Here is a 19,538-nt window from a genome sequence, read left to right as displayed (position 1 = left end):
CGCCAGGGGCCGCCGACCCTCCGTCACCCACCACCAGGAGCACTGAGTGAGACTCCCCCTGCCCGGAACCCGCGGCCGCCGTCGACTGCTCGGCGCGGCCCTGGCCGCGGCCGTCGCGCTGAGCACGGCGACGATCAGCGCCGCCGCGGGCCCCACGACCGCTTCCCCTGCCACCGCGTCCGCCGGTGAACGGATCCCCGCGGGGTTCACCGAACACCGCGCCCGGGCCGCCGGCACCGGCCTGCACTACGTGACCGGCGGCCACGGGCCGACGCTGGTGCTGCTCCACGGCTACCCGCAGACCTGGTACGAGTGGCACGGCATCATGCCGGCCCTGGCCGAGCACTACACCGTCATCGCCCCGGACCTGCCCGGCGCCGGGCAGAGCGACGCGCCGCCCTCGGGCTACGACAAGAAGACGATGGCCGCCGAGCTCCACGCGCTGCTGGTGTCGCTCGGCAAGGACGACGACGTGCGGATCGTCGGCCACGACATCGGCACGATGGTCGCCTACTCCTACGCGGCGCAGTACCCCGCCACCGTCGAGAAGCTGGTCCTCAGCGAGGCTCCGATCCCGGACCTGGGCATCTACCAGATCCCGTCACTGACCGAGCGGGGCCCAGGGGTCTGGAACTTCGGGTTCTTCAACCTGACCGACGGCCTGCCGGAGAACATGATCCGGGGCCGTGAGGTCGGCTGGACCGCCGGCTTCATCGGCGGGTTCGAGGGCGTGCCGGGCGCGGTGAGCCAGGACGACATCCGGGTGTTCGCCCACTACCTGCGCGACCCCGCCCACCTGGCGGCGAGTCTGGCCTGGTTCCGGGTGTTCCCGCAGGACATCCGGGACAACGCGCAGTTCCAGCGGACCCCGCTCCCGATGCCGGTGCTCGCCATCGGCGCATCGGGCAGCCTCGGCAGCGCCGAGGGCGAGCAGATGAAGGCCTACGCCTCCGACGTCACCGGCGTGACCATCCCGAACTCCGGCCACTGGATCTACGAGGAGCACCCCGAGGAACTGACCGCCTTGCTGCTCGACTTCCTCGACCGCTCCTGACCCCGACGCCGCGCCACCCCCGACGCCGCGCCACACCCGACGCCGAAGGAGAACGCCCGGTGCCCGCCCCCCGCAACCACGGCCCGCTGCCCGCGCTGCTACTGACCCTGACGGTGGCGACCGGGCTGGTCGACGCCGTCAGCTATCTGGTGCTCGGCCACGTCTTCGTCGCCAACATGACCGGGAACGTCGTCTTCGCGGGCTTCGCCCTCAGCGGCGTCGACGGAGTCTCGTGGAGCGCGACGTTGCTGGCCCTGGCAGCCTTCGGCGCCGGGGCGTACCTCGGCGGACGCCACGTCGGTGGCAGCAGCACGCATCGCGGGCGACTGCTGGCGCTCTCGACCGCCGCGCAGAGCGCCGTCGTCATCGGAGCAGCCGTGCTGGCTGCGCTCGCTGACCCGGGGCGGCGAGCCGTCCAACTGACCCTCGTCGCCCTGCTCGCGGTGGCGATGGGAATGCAGAACGCCGTCGTGCGGCGCCTGGCCGTACCCGACCTGACGACGACGGTGCTCACCCTGACCACCGCCGGCCTGTTCGCCGACCGGACCGGCGCCCGCGTCCGCGGACTGCGCGTCGCCTCGATCCTGGCTATGGCCGCGGGCGCCCTCGGCGGCGGACTTCTACTACGGCACGCCGACGTGGCGGCCCCGCTGTGGACGGCCGCGGGGCTGCTCGCCGTCTGCTCGGCCACCGCCGACCGGCTCAGCCGCGCACGGCATGCCGGAGTCTGGCACTGACCCGGTCCCGGCGCGGTGCGACGTGGTGCGCGACGTGGCGTGGTGCGATGTGGCGTGGCGTGGTGCGGCGTGGCGTGGTGCGATGTGGCGTGGCGTGGTGCGGCGCTACGGAACGCGCGCCGGGTTCGCACCGGAGGTCGTCGAACCGTCGGCGAGCGCGCCCTGGTCGAGTGCGGCGGCGATCTTCCGCCGCGAGGTGATGCCGAGTTTGCGGAACACCTTGTTCAGGTGGAACTCGACCGTCGAGGTCGTGATGAACAGCCGGGAGGCGATCTCGGCGTTGGTCAGTCCCGACACCGCCAGCAGCGCCACCTGGCGTTCCTGGGGGGTGAGGTCGAGGCTGGTCCCCGGGACGCGCCGGCGCGCCGTCTCCCCGGTCGCGAGCAGCTCGGTCCGGGCCCGTTCGGCGAACAGTGCCGCTCCCCCGGCCTCGAACAGCTCGTGCGCGGCCCGCAGGTGGGTCCTGGCCTCGGCGCGGCGCCTGCGCCGCCGGAGCCACTCGCCGAACAGCAGGCGTGACCGGGCCTGTTCCGCTGCCAACGGCACGCGCCCCAGCAGATCGACCGACTCCGCGTACCACTTCTCCGCCTCGGCGTCCTCGGCCACCAGCGCCCGGCACCGGGCCAACAGCCCCAACGCCCACGGCGTCCCGGCGAGCAGCGCACGTTCCTCGAGCCGCCCCAGCGCGCGGGTCGCCGTGCGCCGGTCGCCGGTGCGGACGGCGGCCTCGATGAGCAGCGGCAGCACCTGGTTTCCCTGTGACGGTGCGTCCTCGCGACAGACGGTCAGCGCATGACGCAGCGCCTCGTCGTAGCGGCCCCCGCCGAGCTCGAGGACGCAGAGCGCGTGGAGCGCCAGCTGGCGCAGCAGGCCCAGTCCGTAGGTCCCGGCGACGGCCTCCATCATCGCCACGGCGGCGCGTGTCTCGCCCTCCCGGCCCGTCCACGCGTACAGCAGGGCCCTGCGCAGGTCCCCGTGCGTCGTCAGTCCGATCGCGGTGGCGTAGTCGTCGGCCTCCGCGTAGAGCGCCTCCGCCGCGGCCGGCCTCCCGTTCCAGATCTCGGTGTACGCGAGGTCCGACAAGGACAGGCTGAGGCCGTAGAGCGCTCCGTTGCCGCGGTCCACGGCCGCCAGTCGGCCGACGATCTCCACGTACGCCTCGATGTCCCACACCTCGGTCGCCGCGATGCTCACCATGGCGCTGAACGGACTGGCCATGTTGCGCAGTTCGGGCGCGGAACGGAGCCGGGCCAGGGCTGCGCGGAGCACCGTCACGCTGCTCCGGTAGCCGCTGGCCGACCGCAGGCTCAGCCCTTCGATCAGCCCCGTGGGGCTCCAGGCCTGGTCGTCGGGCTCGGGCGGGGCGGCCGTCACGGCCCGGGACACCGCCGCCGAGGTCGTGCGGTAGATGGGCCCTCCGGCGATGACCGCGGCGTGCACGGCCTCGTAGAGCAGCTCCCGGGTCGTCCAAGGGTCCGCGTCGCCGAGTTCGGCCACGGCGTCGAGCATCATGGCCGGGACCCGGTCGATCCGGATGTTGAACAGCTCGACCGAGGCGCGCACCCGCAGCGCGCGGGCCCGGGCGGCAGGACGGTCGAGGGCGGGTACGGCGAGGTCGAGCAGCGGTTGCACCGCGGCGTGGTCGCCGGAGGCCTGGTGGGCCTCGGCCGCGGCGAGGTAGCGCTCGGCGCGCCGGGCCGGGTCGGTGGTGAGTTCGGCGGCCCTGGAAAGGAACAGCGCCTGGGCCGAGTAGCCGCCCCTGGACCGGGCCCAGTCCGAGGCGGCGTCCAGGTCCGCCGCAGCCGAGTCGTCGGGTCCGAGGGCCGCCTCGGCCCGGTGCCAGGCACGCCGGTCGGGCACGCGGGCCGGGTCGCTGGCCGCCGCGAGCGCGGCGTGGACCCGCCGCCGGTCGTCCCCCGAGGCCGCCGCGTAGACCGCCGACCGGATCAGCGGGTGCCGGAACCCGCCGCCGGCCCCGTGGTTGAGGATTCCCGCGTCGACGGCCGCGGTGGTGGCTCGGGCCGGCAGGCCGAGCACGCCTGCGGCCTGCCACACCACCGCCATGTCGTCGGTCGGCGCCGCTGCCATCAGCTGGAGCAGTGTCCGGGTGCCGGGGGGCAGGGCGGCGACCGACTGCCGGAAGTGCTCCTCCAGTAACCTGCCCACCGGCAGCGGCTCGGGCACCGGCGCCACCCCGGCGAGCTGTTCGGCACCCAGGTTGGCGCCCAGTTCGATGAGCGCCAGCGGGTTGCCCCCGGTGCCGGCCACGATCCGGTCCGCGACCGCGGTGTCCAGGTGGCCGGGCACGGCGAGGGCGAGCAGGTGCCGGGCGTCGGCGGCGGGCAGCCCGTCGACCCTCAGGTGCGGCATGGCCTCGAAGAGTGTGCGGCCGCCGGGGTCGTCCCTGGCCGCGAAGACCAGGCCGAGTGAGTCGGCGTGCAGTCGCCGGGCAACGAAGGCCAGCGTCTCGGCCGATTCCCGGTCGAGCCAGTGGACGTCGTCCACCAGGCAGAGCATCGGCTGCTCGGAGGCGACGTCGGAGAGCAGGCTCAGGGCCGCGAGGGCCACCAGGTGCCGGTCCGGTGGGGCGGCGTCGGCCAGGCCGAACGCCGCGTTCAGCGCGTCCCGCTGCCTGGTGGGCAGCCGGTCGACGCGGTGCAGGTACGGGCGCAGCAGGCGGTGCAGCGCGCCGTAGCCCAGCGGCTGTTCGGCCTCGACGCCGACCAGCCTGGTCAGCTCCATGCCGGCGGCCAGGGCCGCCGCGTGGTCCAGCAGCCGCGTCTTGCCGATCCCGGCCTCGCCCACGAGCACCAAGGCGCCCCCGAGCCCGTCGCGCACCGCGTCCAGCAGCTGTCCGATCACCTCGCGTTCGGCCGAGCGGCCGACCAGCGGCCGCACCGCCCCGGTTCGCAGCCCGCGCCACGCCATGGAGACCCCCTCGTCCTCGGAACACCGACCGGGGGAACACTAGACGCACCGGCATGAGGCGATCGAGCGTCACCTGACGGTGCATCGACGCAAGGCGCCGGCCACCGCGCGCAGCTCGGTGCGCGAGACGACGCCGAGCCTGGGGAAGCCCGGGGAATCGCGAGCGCTGACTGGCAGGAAGGTTTGTGCCACCAACACGAAATCGGCGGGGGTCGACTTTCCGAACCCCCGCTGGCGTACTCTCGCCGGCGAGAGTACGCCAGCGGGGAACGCGTGGGCTTCAGGTCACCACATCACTACGGGACCCCTCGTCAGTGACTGGAAGTCGCCGCCCCGCCATAAGGCCTACCTCACGACATCCACCGCGCTGTTGGAACCGTGGCATTCCCGGCTGGCCGGGGACCGCAAGCACGGGACGTGGACGTATGCAGTCGATCTCGCGCGGCAGGAGGGCGGGCGTCGCATCCGTCGCCGTCGCGGGTTCGCGAGCCGTGACGAGGCCACCCGGGAGATGGCATCCGTGTTGGACGGTGAGTTGCGCGGGGTCTACGAGAACCGCCGCACGACCGTCGCGAGCCACCTGCGCGATTGGCTCGCCGCGAGGAAGCCGCACCCTCTCACCGAACACACACGCTGGCTACGCAGCATGAGTCGAGCGCGACCTCATCCCCGCCTTCGGCCGCCTCCGGCTCCTCGACCTTCGGCCGCAGCACATCGACGACTGGGTCACCCGCGCCCTGCCAGGCAGCGACAACCTGGCTTCCGGCGAGACGCGCTGAGGATTCTCACGGAAAGCAGCGCTTCCCATGCCGATATCCATCAGGATCGCCGATCTGGCTAGGGCCAAGGAGCCCTGCGGGCCCAGGCTGTGACTGCTCCCGGAAACGAAAGGACATCCCATGCGCAAGTGGTTACCTCTTGTGGCAGTGAGCCTTGGGTCGTTCATGCTCATCGTGGACACCACCGTGGTGACCATCGCACTGCCCGACATCGGCACGGACCTGAACGCCTCCCTGTCCAGCCTCCAGTGGGTAATGAACATCTACACCCTGGTGCTCGCGGCGCTCACGCTCAGCGCGGGCTCCGTCGGCGACCTGCTGGGACAGCGGAAGGTGTACCTGCTGTCGTTGGCGATCTTCGGCGGTTCGTCACTGCTCTGCGGCATTGCCCCGAACCTCGGCCTGCTGATCACTGCCCGCGGTCTCCAGGGCGTCGGCGGCGCGGCCATGTTCGTCACCAGCATGGCCCTCCTCGGCACCACCTACGAGGGCAAGGACCGGGGCACGGCCATGGGCGTGTGGTCCGCCGTCATCGGCGCCGCAGCTGCGGTCGGCCCGATCTTCGGAGGCCTGCTGACGCAAAGCATGAGCTGGCGGGCCATCTTCTACGTCAACATCCCCATCAGCCTGGTGACGATACTGATGACCAGGGCGGGCTTCGCGGAGTCGAAGAAGCCGAAGGGCGCCCGAATCGACACCCCCGGCCTCCTCAGCTTCGCACTGGCCTCCGGCGCCCTCACCTACGCGCTGATCCTGGCCGGCGAAAAGGGCTGGACGGCGCCGTCCGTCATCGGGCTCCTCGCCGTCGCGGCGCTGGGCGTGGCGTTCTTCGTCGTCGCCGAGCAGCGGCACTCGAACCCGATGCTGGACCTCACACTGATGCGCAAAGGATCCTTCCTGGCGATCATGCTGAGCACCGTCGCATCCGCCTGGGGCTTCGCCAGCCTGGTCTTCACCTCGCTCTGGCTGCAGTCGGTGGTCGGCCTGACCCCGGTCAAGGCGGGCCTGGCGCTGGTGCCGCTCGCCGCGACGACCTTCGTCGTGTCAACGCTGTCCGGCAAGCGCCTGCACGGCGTGTCACCCAGGGTGACGATCACGCTGTCCCTGGTGCTCATCGGTGTGGGGTGCGCCCTCAACGGCCTGGTCGTCGACGGCCGGTCCTCTTGGGCCGCGGTGCTTCCCGGCCTGGTCGTCATCGGATCGGGCGTCGGGATCGGCGTGCCGGCGACCGGCGCCGCCGTCTTCGCCGCCGTCCCCGCGCACCGGGCGGGCATGGGCTCGGGTGCAATGGCCACCTTTCGCCAGCTGGGCCAAGCACTTGGCGTCGCCGTCCTCGGTGTGGTCTTCGTCGACACCATCCGCAGCTACCTGCGCGGCAGGGTTGCTGCCCCGGACGCCGCCGAAGCCGCGCTGACCAGTGGTCAGCGCACCACCCTCGACGTCCTGCACGACGCCGGCGCCCACGGCCTGACCACCGTCTACTTCTTCGCCGCCGGGCTGGCCCTGGCGACGGCCGTCCTGACGGTCACCCTCATCCGCAATCGCGGCACAGACGCCCCCCAGGTTCCGGCGAGGGAACCGGCCGAGGCGCACTGATCCGCCCCTCCGACTCCGCACGCGGCGTCAAACCCCCGTCGCGCCGCGCGCGGACGAGCCGCCGGCCCGCAACGGCCGGCGGCTCACTTCGTCGTCCTGAGAAGCCCGTTCAGCTGTTCCCCAGCACATGTGGACGCGCCGACCGGAACATTGCCGGCACCTGAACCCGCTCGGCCGAGGCCGCCGCACCCCGACCGAGGTTCCGCCGCACGGAGGTGTCGTGTGAGGCCTGGTCGACGACGTGGTGGACCCCGACGGTGCATGTGGTGGCTCATCGGCCGGCTGGCCGCCGTAGGTACCACCTGGTTCGCCACCGCGTGGTGGCCCGCCCCGCACCGGGGCCCCCTCGGCGCTCACCCCGAGCGGTTGCGCCCGGAGCTGCCGCTCACCGCCACCGAACGGGCCCTGCGCAAGGAACTACCGAGGAGGTTGCGCAGGGCTCCGGACCCCCTCGTCTGATTCCCCGACGGTCGACGACCGGCAGCCACCGGGGCGGACTCAGATCCCCAGACCGAGGCACATGCCGCAGTCTCGGAAGCATCGCTCTCGACCTGGTGAAACGTCTCTGAAAGCCCTGCTCGCACCCAGGGCGCCCCCGGGAAGGTGCGGGGGCGGGCGGTCAGTCGGCGTCGGTCCGCCGGAACGCAGCACTCGGCAGGACGGCGCCGGCCCGCTTGAGGGTGCAGTCCACGGTGGCAGTCTCCACGGTGTGGACCCCTTCCAGCGCGCCGATCCGCTCGGTCAGATAGCGATAGAGGTCGGAAGGGTCACGGCAGATGACGGAGGCCATGAGGTTGGTGGGGCCGGTCGTGACGGCAGCGAAGGAGACCTCCGGGTGGGCACCCAACGCCTGCGCCACCGACACCAGGGCGGACGGCCGAACCGACAGCCACAGCCTCGCCTCGGCGTGGTAGCCGAGCGCCGACACCGGCAGGTCGAGTTCGTAGCGCAGCGCCTCGGTGCGCCGCAGGAACTCCATGCGGCGCTTGACCGTCGACTCCGACCAGCCCGTGGTATAGGCCAGTTCGCCGTACCCGGCCCGGCCGTCCCGGGACAGCACCTCCAGCAGGGGCTGGTCCTCCTGGGCGAGCACCGGCGGCGCGGGGTCGGCCTCGACCCGGTCCGGCCGCAACGCCTCGACCTGCTCGGGGTCGAGCGAGTCCAGACCGGACCACTCCCCCGGAGCCGTGAAGCCCTGGAGTAGCGAGTGCGCCCGCACCGAAGTCACCCGGGCCGTCCGGGACAGCCGCTGGAGCAGCAGGGTGTCGCCGCTGCCGCCGGCCCGGGCCTGGGTGCTGCACGCGATCTCCGTGCCTCCCGAGAGCAGGTGCACCCAGAACGTGTCGCTCCGGCGGGCGAGGTTCGCGGCAATGGCACCCGACGCGTCCGGCGGGCACTGCAACCTGATCGTCCACGGCATGTACCCGAGCCGTCCCAGATTGACCATCCCGACCACCCGGAGCAGCCCCGCCGAGTACAGCCGGCGGTAGCGCCGGGCGATGGTGCTGTCGGAGACGCCCACCACGCCGGCAATCTTGTTGAACGGGGCCCGGCCGTCGATCCGCAACGCGTGCGCCAGATCCCGGTCCAGCTTGTCGAATACGGGAGAATCCATCCGCTGACGCTATCTGGCCGCCGGAGACCTGCACACCGTGTCGCTGACATGCGGACGCGTCCGGTCCCCGCGGGGCATCCCACCGGGACCGGACTGCGGATGGCCCTACGTGCGGCGGGCCACGATCAGGCGCTCAGCGGCTACCGCTCGGAACAAGACGCGCGGCACGCGCTGGAGCTTGTGCCGGCCACGGAGCGAATCAGGGTGTTCGAGGACTCGAAGATCACCGTAGTTCTACAGATTCAAAGGCGGCCTCGACGTTCGGTGCTCCGCACGCCGGGGCCACCCATCGGCAGCAATGACGCCAGCGGTGACGGAAGTCCCGCGGGACCCTCCGAGTGGAAGCCCTTTGCCCCAGGGTTTCGGAGCGCCGTGCCGCAGCAACCACCTCGGCGGCCCTGGCCACGGCGATCGGGGCTTCGCCCGGATCGCGGCCGGCTCGGCACCGGGCTGCTCGGCTGGGGCATCGCCCCGCACCATGAACGTCGCCCTACCCTCCCGACAGCATCGTGCATGCGGTTCAGCCGCTCCGGCCGGTCGCCCGGACCCATCCGATCCACCCTTGTACGGCCGCACGGCCGCTCACGTCATGACGAAACGGCCACGGTAGGCGCCCAAAAACGCGAGGGGGGCCTTACTTCCGCTCCGCAAGTTAGTCGCCGGCGCGAGCCCGGGACAAGGTCGGACTCCCGGCCGAAGCACGCTCGCCATCTCTGTGACACCTGCCGCAACACGCGGCCATGGGGCGGCAACACCCGGTCTCAGCAGGCAAGTTGGCGATTGACATCCGGCCACGGCGTTCAGCACGATGAGCGCCGAGCCCACTCGTGGCGAACCGGAAGGAGGGGCCGTGCACACCGCCGATCGCCCTGTTCCGTGCCCGGTTCCCGCTCGCTGCCGGTGTTGTCGCCGCACGCTCGCGCACTGACCACTCGCTGGGACTCCTTTCACGCACCCCTCGGCCGGAAGTCCGCCGTGCCGCCGGGTTCTGTCGTGCTTCGTCGCACCGTCATCACGCAAACACAGTCGAAGGGAACCGTCATGAGCACTGCCCTGACCGAACTCCGCCTCACCCCCGCCGCCGGCCGGATCGGAGCCGTCGTGCACGACGTGCGCCTCGGGGGCGACCTGCCCGCCGGGACCGTCGCCGCCCTCGAGACCGCCCTCTACGAGCACAAGGTGCTCTTCTTCCGTGGCCAGCAGCACCTCGACGACGCCGGCCACGAGGCGTTCGCCCGCCTGCTGGGCCACCCGGTCGGGCACCCCACCGTCCCCAGCGCGGACGGCCGCTACATCTTCGAGCTGGACGCGACGAAGGGCGTGCGCGCCAACAACTGGCACACCGACGTCACGTTCGTCCCGTCCTACCCCAAGGCGTCGATCCTGCGCGCCCTGGAGCTCCCGACGGCCGGCGGCAGCACGGTCTGGGCCAACACGGCGGCGGCCTACCAGGACCTGCCCGCGCCGTTGAAGGCCCTCGCGGACGGCCTGCGCGCCGTCCACACCAACGACTACGACTACGCTGCGAGCCTGGCCCTGCGGCCCGAGCTCGCCGACAACGCCGAGGTGGCGAAGCTGTTCCGCGAGGTGTTCGTCTCCACCGCGTTCAAGACCGAGCACCCGGTCGTGCGGGTGCACCCGGTGACGGGCGAGCGCACGCTCCTGCTCGGTGCCTTCGCCCAGAGCATCCAGGGCGTCTCCGGCGCCGACAGCCGGGCCCTGATCGGCATCTTCCAGCGGTACGTCGAGCGGCTGGAGAACACCGTCCGCTGGGACTGGCAGGTCGGCGACGTCGCGATCTGGGACAACCGCGCCACCCAGCACTACGCCGTCGCCGACTACGGGGACGACCCGCGCCTGGTCCGCCGGATCACCCTGGACGGGGACCTGCCGGTGGGCGTGGACGGCACCCCCAGCCGCCTGGTCGAGCCGGCAGACCCGCCGCGGGTGGCCGGGCTGGTCCCCGCCGAGGAGCTCGAAACCGCCTGATCCGCGCAGACGGGACCGATGACCATGACGACCATGACGACCATCACGGCCATGACGGCCAGAGCCCTTCCCCGGGCCGGGGACGACCGCCGGGACGCCAACGCCGCCGCCGTCCTGCGCACGGTGCTCGACCACGGGCCGGTCGCCCGCAGCCGGGTCGCCGCGCTCACCGGGCTCAGCGCCTCCGCGGTGTCCCGGCAGGTGGTGGACCTCATGGGAGTCGGACTCCTGCGCGAGCACCCGGAGCTGTCGGGCACCGGCACCCTCGGCCGCCCGCAGCTCCCGGTGGACGTCGACACCGACCGCCTCGCCGTGGCCGGCCTGCACATCGGCGTGCCCTACACCACCTTCGCCCTGCTCGACCTGCGCGGCCGGGTGCTGCACCGGCAGGAGATCTCGAACCGCGGCCGCACCGGGTTCGCCGTGCTTCGGCCGCTGCTGGCGCGCCTGCCCCGGCTGATCGCCGCCCGGCGTGGCGAGCGGACGGTGGTCGGGGTGGGCGCGGTGACGGGTGGCACAGTCGATCCGGTGCGCGGGGTGACGATCCGTCACAATCCGTTGGACTGGCGGGACATGCCGTTGCGCGACCTCCTCCGGGAGGCCACCGGGCTGCCCGTCCAGGTCGACAACCACGCCCGAGCGCTCACCCGGGCCGAGATCCTGTTCGGCCACCCGGCTGCCCGGCGGAGCGTGGTGCAGCTGTTCGTCGGCCACGTGGTGGACGCGGCGCTGGCGGTCGCGGGCGCGGTCCACCTCGGACCGCCGTCCCCGACCGGCGACGTCGGTCACCTGCCGGTCCCGGACAGCGACGAACCCTGCCACTGCGGCCGGCGCGGCTGTCTGGCGGTGGCCGCCTCGGACACGACGCTGTTCGCGGCGGCCGCCCGGGAGGGGATCACCGCCGGGCCGGACCGGGCCGGGCTGATCGCCGCCGTCCGGGAGGGCGACCGGCGGGCGGACCGGCTGGTCCGGGAGCGCGCCCGGGTGATCGGGCGCGCGCTCGCCCTGCTCGCCGACGTCGTCAATCCCGACCTGCTCGTCCTCACCGAGACCTTCGCCCTCCTCGACCCGGTCTACCTGGACGTCGTCCGCAGCGAGTTCGCCCTCCGCTCGCACCTGCACCGGGACGCCGACCTGCTGATCGCCCAGCAGCGCGGTGCCGACGCCCTCGCCGTGGCGGCCGGCGCGGCCGTCCTCGGCGAGCTCTACGCCCGCCCCTTCCGCACCCTCGCCTCCTGAACAGGGCCACCTCCGAAACCGCCCCGACCGAAGGACCCGTCCGATGACCGCGTTCACCCCATCACCCGCCCACGGCGTGACCCGCCGCGCCCTGCTGCGCGGCGGCCTCGCCGGAGCCGGCCTGCTGGCGCTGGCGGCCTGCCGGTCGGCCGCCGACACCGCCGCCTCCCCCGCCGCCGGCGGGTCGGCCGGACCGCGCAGCGGCGGTGTCCTCACCGTGGGCACCGGGATCGACTTCACCCCCGGCCTGCTCTTCGCCCAGAGCGCCAACACCCTCGTGCAGCGCCTCGTCTTCAACACCCTGACCAGGTACGACGACCAGCTCCGCCCGCAGCCCGAACTCGCCACCTCCTGGCAGGTCGCCCCCGACGGCAGGAGCGTCACGCTCAAGCTACGCGAGGACGTGCGCTTCCACGGCGGGCGCCGGTTCACCGCCGACGACGTCGTGTTCGCCGTCAAGAACCTCCAGAACCCGGCCCGCTCCGCCCAGTTGCGCGCCACCGCCGCCGCCGTCACCGACTTCCGCAAGAACGGCGACTTCGAGCTGACCCTGATCCTGGCCCACCCGGTCAGCAACCTCTTCGACCTCTTCGAGTTCATGATCATCCCGGACTCGGCCACGGTCGAGGACGCCGTCGCCGGCACCAAGCTGATCGGCACCGGTCCGTTCACCTTCACCGAGCGCCGGCCGGGCTCCTCGCTCACCTTCGCCCGCAACCCGGACTACTGGAACCCGGGCCGCCCCCACCTCGACGGCGTCGAGATCCGGGTCATCCCGCAGGCCGAGTCCCTCCTCTCCTCCCTGCGCACCGGCCAGACCCACCTCTCGTACAACGTCCGCGGCAAGGACGTCGCCACCCTCAGGAACGACCCGCTGTTCCGGATCAAGCAGTACGACACCGGCGCCGGCGCCTACTACATCGGCGCGAACCTCACCGCCGAGCACGTCGGGGACAAGCGCGTCCGCCAGGCCATCGCCTGGGCGATCGACCGCGACCGCTTCCTCCAGCAGGCGCTCGGCGGCTACGGCACCATCTCCTCCATCCCCTGGCCGAAGTCCTCCCCCGCCTACCGCGAGGCCGACGCCACCCGCTACCACCACGACCCCGACCGGGCCCGCGCCCTGCTCAAGGAGGCCGGGGTGGGCCCGATCACCCTCCCGTTCGCCCACTCCGCCGAGCCCGGCGCCACCGCGGTCGCGCAGATCCTGCAGTACGACCTCCAGCAGGTCGGCATCCAGACCGTCCTGCAGCCCACCGACTCGCCGACGATGCAGAAGCAGCTCATCTCCCAGTCCATGCCCGCACTGTGGACGCTCAGCCACGGCTTCGCCCAACTCCAGCCCGCCACGCTGGCGGTGAGCGCCTACCCGTTCAACGAGGCCAAGAACAGCTCCCACTTCAGCTCCCCCGCCTACACCGACGTGGTGCAGAAGGCATGGAACCGCCCCGACAGCGACAGCCCCGAGGCCAAGGCCCTGCACCAGCAGATCACCGAGATCCTGCTGGACGAGTCCTTCGTGATCGACCTGGCCATCGCCGGCCTGATCGAGGTCGCCGGAAGCAAGGTCCGCGGCGCGGACCTCAACAAGTTCGGCTACCTCAACCTCGACGACGCCTTCCTCACCGCCTGACGGAGCCCGACCGTGCGCACCTTCCTCCTCAAACGGCTCCCCAGCGGGCTGCTCATCCTCCTCCTCGCCTCCTTCCTGGTCTTCCTCATCCTGCGGCTGATCCCCGGCGATCCGGCCACCACCCTGGCCGGCCCGGACGCCACCCCGGCCACCGTCGACGCCATCCGCACCCAACTCGGTCTGGACCAGCCCCTGTTCAGCCAGTACGTGCACTGGCTCGGCCATCTGCTGACCGGGGACCTCGGGCCCAGCTACGCGATCGGCGGCCAGGTCTCCGACCTGATCGGCAACGGCCTCGCCGCCACCGTCCAACTCACGCTCGGCGCACTGCTGCTGGTCGTCCTCCTCGCCCTGCCGCTGGCCGTCCTCGGCGCCACCACCAGGCACCGCGCGGTCGCGGCGACCGTCCAGGCCGTCACCACGGCCGTCCTCGCCGTGCCGCCGTTCGTCACCGGCGTCCTCCTCGTCCTCCTCTTCGCCGTCACACTCGGCCTGCTCCCGGCCGGCGGACACGAGTCCCTGCTCGACGCCCCCGACCTGGCCGTCCAGTACCTGCTGATGCCCGCCCTCTGCCTGGCCCTGCCCAGCGCCGCCGTCCTCGCCCGCTACCTGAAGAACGGCATCGACCGGGCCCTCGGCGAGGACTACGTGCGCACCGCGACCGCCCTCGGCGTCTCGCGCCGGCGCATCCTGTGGCAGCACGCCCTGCCCAACGCCCTGCCGCCCGCCGTCACCGTGCTCGGCCTCCAGATCGGCCAACTCATCGCCGGGGCGGTCCTGGTGGAGCGGATCTTCGCGTGGCCCGGCCTCGGCCAGCTGATCGAGCAGGGCGTGCTGCGGCGGGACTACCCCGTCGTGCAGGACCTGCTGCTGCTCGTCGTCGCCGGCTACGTCGCCGTCCAGCTGCTCACCGACCTCGCCTACGCCTGGCTCGACCCCCGAGTCCGGTGGGAGTGACCCGATGACCACCACCGCTGCCCTTTCCCGCTCCGGCGCCCGCTCCCGAAACCGGTACCTGACGGGCCTGTTGACCTGGCGCGGCCTCACCGGCCTCGCCCTGGTCGGCGTCGTCGCCCTCGCCGGACTGCTCGCGCCACTGCTCAGCGGCACCGACCCGAACGCCCAGGGCCCGCTCGCCCTCGCCGGGCCCGGTGCCGAGCACCCTTTCGGCACCGACGACCTGGGGCGCGACCTGTTCGCCCGGGTGCTCCACGGCATCGGCACCGACCTCTCGATCATCCTGCTCGCCGTCCCGGCCGGCGCCCTGCTCGGCTGCGCCTGCGCCCTGCTGGCCGCAAGCTCCCGGTGGGCCGACCTCGCCGTCCAGCGGGTCTTCGACCTGCTGCTCTCCTTCCCCGGCCTGATCCTCGGGCTCGCCGTCACCGCCGTGCTCGGGCCCGGCCGCTGGACTGTCGCGCTCGTCATCGCGATCGCCGAAGTCCCCTACTTCGGCCGACAGCTGCGCGCCGGAATCCTCGTCCAGCGGGAACGCGAGTACGCGGTGGCCGCCCGGGTCGGTGGCGCCACCCGGAGCAGGGTCCTGCTGCGGCACGTCCTGCCCAACGCCGTGGACCCGCTGATCGTCCAGACCGCTGTGGCGCTCTCCGTCGGCGTCTTCATCGAGGGCGCGCTGAGCTTCCTCGGCCTGGGCGTCCGGCCGCCGGAACCCACCCTCGGCAGCATCCTCAGCCAGTCCGTCGCCTACCTCGCCACCGACCCCGCCTTCGCCGCCGGGCCGCTGGCCGCCACCACCGCACTGGTGCTCGGCTTCACCCTGGTCGCCGAGGCCCTGAACCGGGGGATCCGCCGTTGACCGCCGCCCTGCACGTACGCGACCTCACCGTGGAGTTCGACGGAGCGAAGGAAACCGCGGTCGACGGCGCCACCTTCGACCTCGCCCCCGGCGACACCCTCGGCATCGTCGGCGAGTCCGGCTCCGGCAAGTCCACCACCGCGCTCGCCCTGCTCCGCATGCTCCCGACCGGCGGCCGGATCAGCGGCGGCTCAATCCAACTGGTCGGCCAGAACCTCGCTGAGCTCCCCGAGGACGGGCTCCGGGCCCTGCGCGGCCGGCGCATCGCGATGATCTTCCAGGACCCGATGTCCTCGCTCAACCCGGTCCTCACGATCGGCAAGCAGTTGGACGAGGCGCTGCGCGCCCACGGCACCCTCGCGCGCGCCGAACGACGGGCCCGCGCCGTCGAGTTGCTCGACCTCGTCGGCATCCCGGACGCGGCCGGGCGGCAACGCGACCACCCGCACCAGTTCTCCGGCGGGCAGCGCCAGCGCATCATGATCGCCCTCGCGCTCGCCCACGACGCGGAGGTGCTCGTCGCCGACGAGCCCACCACCGCACTCGACCCGACCGTCCAGCAGCAGATCCTGCGCCTGCTCACCCGGATCAACCGGGAGAACGGCACCGCCCTCGTCGTCATCAGCCACGACCTCGGCGTCATCGCCCGGACCTGCCGCCGCCTCCTCGTCATGCGCGAGGGCCGGATCCTCGAACAGGGCGACACCGCCGACATCCTGAAGGACCCCCAACACCCCTACACCCGGGCCCTGCTGGCCGCCGTCCCCCGGCTGGAGACCCCGTCCGCAGCCGCCGCCAACAGCACCCCCGGCGCCCAACCCCTGCTCACCGTCACCGGATTGCGCAAGACCTACGGCCCGCGCCGCCGACCCGTCACCGCCCTCGACGGCGTCGACCTCGCCCTGCACCCCGGCGAAACCCTCGGCCTGGTCGGCGAATCCGGCTCCGGCAAGTCCACGCTCGCCAAGGCGCTCGTCCAGGTGCACACGCCCTCCGCGGGCAGCATCCGCTTCCGCGGCGGGGAACTCGGCCGGACGCCGCGCCGGGAGATCCAGATGGTCTTCCAGGACCCGTACTCCTCGCTCAACCCCCGGATGACCGTAGGCCAGATCATCGCCGAACCGCTGCTCAACCACCGCCTCGGCGACCGCGCGCAGCGCACCGCCCGGGTCGCCGAACTGCTGCGCCAGGTCGGCCTCGACCCGGCGACGGCCGACCGGTACCCACGTGCCTTCTCCGGCGGCCAGCGCCAACGCATCGGTATCGCCCGCGCGTTGGCACCCGAACCGAGCGTGCTGATCTGCGACGAACCGGTCTCCGCACTCGACGTCTCGATCCAGGCCCAGGTCATCGACCTGCTCGCCCGGCTCCAGCGCGAACTGGGCCTGGCCGTCCTCTTCATCGCCCACGACCTCGCCGTCGTGCGCCGGGTCAGCCACCGGATCGCCGTGATGCACCGCGGCCGGATCGTCGAGACCGGCCCCGCCGACCGCGTCGTCACCGCCCCCGAACACCCCTACACCGCCGAACTCCTGGCCGCCGTCCCGCGCCTCGACGAGGCCCGACCCACCACCCGGCCCGCCTCGCGACCCACCACCCGGAGCACCGCATGACCAGTCCCGCCGCCACCCCTGACGACCCACAGCAGCACGACCCGCACCACCGCGACCCGTACGCCGGCTTCCCCGGCACCGTCGGCCGCACCTTCGCCGAGTCCACGCCCGCCTGGCCCACCCGGGTCCGCCCGCGCGAGGGCGCACCCAACATCGTCGTCGTGCTCATCGACGACATGGGCTACAGCGACATCGGCCCGTTCGGCGCCGAGATCCCCACCCCCACCCTCGACCGGCTCGCGGCCACCGGCGTCCGGCTCGCCAACTACCACACCATGCCGCTCTGCTCGCCCGCCCGCGCGGCCCTGCTCACCGGCCTCAACCCGCACCGTGTCGGCTACTCCTTCGTCGCCAACGCCGACCCCGGCTTCCCCGGCTACGGCATGGAGGTCGCCGACGACATCCCCACCCTCGCCGAACTCCTCCACGACACCGGATACGCCACCTACGCCGTCGGCAAGTGGCACCTCACCCGCGACTCCGCCTCCAGCGCCGCCGACAACCGCGCCAACTGGCCGCTGCAGAAGGGCTTCGACCAGTACTACGGCGTGCTGGAGGGACTCACCAGTCTCTTCCACCCGCACCAACTCGTCCGCGACAACAGCCCACTCGACATCGACGAGTTCCACGACGGCTACTACTACACCGACGACATCACCGACCAGGCCATCGCCATGGTCAAGTCCCTGCGCGCCCACGACGCCGACAAGCCCTTCTTCCTCTACCTCGCCCACAACGCCGTCCACGGCCCGCTCCAGGCCAAGCCCGAGGACCTCGCCCGCCACCGGGGCCGCTACGACGGCGGCTGGGACGAACTGCGCACCTCCCGCTTCGCCCGCCAGCTCGCAGCCGGCCACTTCCCGCCCGGCACCGAACTGCCCGACCGCAACTCCGAAGCCGGGTACGAGGTCGGCCCCTGGGACGAACTCACCCCGGTCCAGCAGAAGTTGTACGCCCGCTACATGGAGGTGTACGCGGCGATGGTCGACAACGTCGACCAGAACCTCGGCCGCCTCACCGACACCCTCGCGGCCCTCGGCGAACTCGACAACACCATCATCCTGTTCACCTCCGACAACGGCGGCACCGGCGAGGGCGGCGCCGAGGGCACCCGCAGCTACTTCAGCCGCTTCGTCCACCACCCCCGCCTCCCCGACGACTGGAACCCGGACGTCGAGCGCGAGATCGGCCTGATCGGCGGCCCGCAGAGCCTCGTCCACTACCCGCGCGGCTGGGGCATGGCCTCCAACACCCCGTTCCGCCTCTACAAGGGCCAGACGTACGCGGGCGGCGTGCGCGTCCCGTTCGTCCTGTCCTGGCCCGCGGGCCTCCCGCGCGCGGAGGGCGACAGCGGTGTCCGGGCCCAGTACCAGTACGTCACGGACATCCTGCCGACCCTGCTCGAACTCGCAGGCGTGGAACGGCCGTCGTCACGCCGCGGCGAGCCCGTCCAGAGCCTGGACGGCGTCAGCTTCGCCCCCGTCCTGCGCTCCGCCGCGGCAGAGAGCACCCACGCCGAGCAGTACTGCGAGATGACCGGCAACCGCAGCTACTACCGCGACGGCTGGAAGCTCGTCACCCTGCACCGCCCCGGCACCCCGTACGACGACAGCGAGTGGGCGCTGTACGACCTGCGCACCGACCCGACCGAGATCCACGACGTCGCCGACCGACACCCTGATCTGGTCAAGGAGTTGTCCGCCGCCTGGGAGGCGGCCGCCTGGCGCAACGGCGTCTTCCCGCTCGCCGACGGCAGCGGGGCCCTCGCCCTGCGCGGCCCGGAGGCCGAACGCCTGCGCCGCCCGGTCACCCTCCTTCCCGGCACCCCCGAGCTCGAACGCTACCGCTCGTCCCGGCTGATCTCCTTCCGCTCCTTCACCATCGAGACCGCCCTCGACCACCATGCCGAGGGCGACCAGGGCGTGCTGGTCTCGCACGGCGACCAGGGCGGCGGCTACAGCCTCTACATCGAGGACGGCCGACTGCACTTCGCCTACAACCAGTACGGCGAACTGTTCGAGACGGACGCGGGCGCGATCCCGGCGGGCACCCGGCTGATCACCGTCGAGGCGGCGGCCGTCGCGGACCTCACGTGGGAGTTCCGGCTCACCGTCGACGGAAGGGAGGCCGGCCGGCTGGGCCCCGTCCACCAGTTGATCGGCATGGCCCCGTTCCAGGGCATCAGCGTGGGCATCGACCGCAAGTCCCCGGTGTCCTGGCCCGTCCACGAACGCCACCGCTCCTTCCGCTACACCGGCGGCCTCCGCTCCGTCACCTACATCCCCGGCGACCCCGCCCCCTACGACCCGGAGACCGTGGCCCAGGCCCTGAGGGAGGCGGCGGCGGCCTTCGAATGAGCGCCTCCTCGGGTGACCGTCGGCCCGGGTCACGTCCAGGCGTGACCCGGGTCCGCGAGGGCGGGCGGAACGGACGGGGCGCTGCAAACGCGGGGAGGGCGTCAACAGTTCGTCAACGGCGTTCGAAGACATGATCGACAGCGGCTAAGGTGAGCCTCAGTGCCGTAAGCCCCGACCGGGCCGCA

General features: G+C 72.5%; 14 protein-coding genes. 12 read left to right on the top strand and 2 right to left on the bottom strand.

What is annotated here, in order from left to right; genetic code table 11:
• Positions 1 to 46 precede the first annotated feature (46 nt).
• Together ABTY61_RS03525 and ABTY61_RS03520 are read left to right on the top strand one after the other, a co-directional pair.
• Positions 47 to 1,054 carry an alpha/beta fold hydrolase gene (locus tag ABTY61_RS03525; RefSeq protein ID WP_350503242.1) on the top strand — a complete coding sequence of 336 codons (1,008 nt, stop codon included), beginning with the start codon at positions 47 to 49 and terminating at the stop codon, positions 1,052 to 1,054.
• Between the two features lie 59 nt (positions 1,055 to 1,113).
• Complete coding sequence (locus ABTY61_RS03520; protein WP_350503241.1) at positions 1,114 to 1,791, top strand: YoaK family protein; 678 nt, start codon at positions 1,114 to 1,116, stop codon at positions 1,789 to 1,791.
• Positions 1,792 to 1,896: 105 nt separating this feature from the next.
• Here ABTY61_RS03520 and ABTY61_RS03515 read toward each other — a convergent pair whose 3' ends face one another.
• On the bottom strand, positions 1,897 to 4,719 hold the full coding sequence (locus ABTY61_RS03515; protein WP_350503240.1) for a helix-turn-helix transcriptional regulator: 2,823 nt from the start codon (positions 4,717 to 4,719) through the stop codon (positions 1,897 to 1,899).
• A 79-nt stretch (positions 4,720 to 4,798) separates the two neighbouring features.
• Here ABTY61_RS03515 and ABTY61_RS41935 point away from each other — a divergent pair, with 79 nt between their 5' ends.
• The 3 genes from ABTY61_RS41935 (at position 4,799) to ABTY61_RS03505 (ending at position 7,553) form a co-directional block, all read left to right on the top strand.
• Positions 4,799 to 5,560 (top strand): Arm DNA-binding domain-containing protein, encoded by a 762-nt coding sequence (locus tag ABTY61_RS41935; protein ID WP_502895202.1) that lies wholly within the window; start codon positions 4,799 to 4,801, stop codon positions 5,558 to 5,560.
• Between the two features lie 58 nt (positions 5,561 to 5,618).
• Positions 5,619 to 7,094: a DHA2 family efflux MFS transporter permease subunit gene (locus tag ABTY61_RS03510; RefSeq protein WP_350503239.1), complete on the top strand. Its 1,476-nt coding sequence runs from the start codon at positions 5,619 to 5,621 to the stop codon at positions 7,092 to 7,094.
• 261 nt (positions 7,095 to 7,355) lie between these two features.
• Entirely contained in the window at positions 7,356 to 7,553 is a 198-nt protein-coding gene (locus tag ABTY61_RS03505) for a DUF6059 family protein (RefSeq protein ID WP_350503238.1), read from the top strand.
• Positions 7,554 to 7,713: 160 nt separating this feature from the next.
• On the opposite strand, the gene ABTY61_RS03500 is transcribed toward ABTY61_RS03505, so the two are convergent.
• Entirely contained in the window at positions 7,714 to 8,709 is a 996-nt protein-coding gene (locus tag ABTY61_RS03500; RefSeq protein WP_350503237.1) for an Lrp/AsnC family transcriptional regulator, read from the bottom strand.
• Between the two features lie 1,041 nt (positions 8,710 to 9,750).
• Here ABTY61_RS03500 and ABTY61_RS03495 point away from each other — a divergent pair.
• Genes ABTY61_RS03495 through ABTY61_RS03465 form a run of 7 tightly spaced genes read left to right on the top strand, consistent with a single transcriptional unit; the run spans position 9,751 to position 19,353 of the window.
• Complete coding sequence (locus tag ABTY61_RS03495; RefSeq protein ID WP_350503236.1) at positions 9,751 to 10,698, top strand: TauD/TfdA dioxygenase family protein; 948 nt, start codon at positions 9,751 to 9,753, stop codon at positions 10,696 to 10,698.
• 33 nt (positions 10,699 to 10,731) lie between these two features.
• The gene (locus ABTY61_RS03490; RefSeq protein ID WP_350503235.1) at positions 10,732 to 11,937 is read left to right on the top strand and encodes an ROK family transcriptional regulator; all 1,206 of its coding nucleotides are present in this window, start codon (positions 10,732 to 10,734) and stop codon (positions 11,935 to 11,937) included.
• A gap of 43 nt (positions 11,938 to 11,980) precedes the next feature.
• The gene (locus ABTY61_RS03485; protein WP_350503234.1) at positions 11,981 to 13,570 is read left to right on the top strand and encodes an ABC transporter substrate-binding protein; all 1,590 of its coding nucleotides are present in this window, start codon (positions 11,981 to 11,983) and stop codon (positions 13,568 to 13,570) included.
• Between the two features lie 12 nt (positions 13,571 to 13,582).
• Positions 13,583 to 14,527 (top strand): ABC transporter permease, encoded by a 945-nt coding sequence (locus tag ABTY61_RS03480; protein WP_350503233.1) that lies wholly within the window; start codon positions 13,583 to 13,585, stop codon positions 14,525 to 14,527.
• A 4-nt stretch (positions 14,528 to 14,531) separates the two neighbouring features.
• On the top strand, positions 14,532 to 15,383 hold the full coding sequence (locus ABTY61_RS03475) for an ABC transporter permease (protein WP_350503232.1): 852 nt from the start codon (positions 14,532 to 14,534) through the stop codon (positions 15,381 to 15,383).
• The gene (locus tag ABTY61_RS03470; protein WP_350503231.1) at positions 15,380 to 16,996 is read left to right on the top strand and encodes an ABC transporter ATP-binding protein; all 1,617 of its coding nucleotides are present in this window, start codon (positions 15,380 to 15,382) and stop codon (positions 16,994 to 16,996) included. Before ABTY61_RS03475 ends, ABTY61_RS03470 begins: the two co-directional genes overlap by 4 nt.
• A complete protein-coding gene (locus ABTY61_RS03465) occupies positions 16,993 to 19,353 on the top strand; it encodes a sulfatase-like hydrolase/transferase (protein WP_350503230.1) in 2,361 nt (786 codons plus the stop codon). Before ABTY61_RS03470 ends, ABTY61_RS03465 begins: the two co-directional genes overlap by 4 nt.
• Positions 19,354 to 19,538: the final 185 nt, after the last annotated feature.

Origin of the sequence: Kitasatospora sp. NPDC096128, assembly GCF_040303105.1 — a bacterium.
Taxonomy (GTDB): domain Bacteria; phylum Actinomycetota; class Actinomycetes; order Streptomycetales; family Streptomycetaceae; genus Kitasatospora.
The sequence above is the reverse complement of the archived record's forward strand: the minus strand, read 5'-3'. Positions and strand labels throughout refer to the sequence as shown.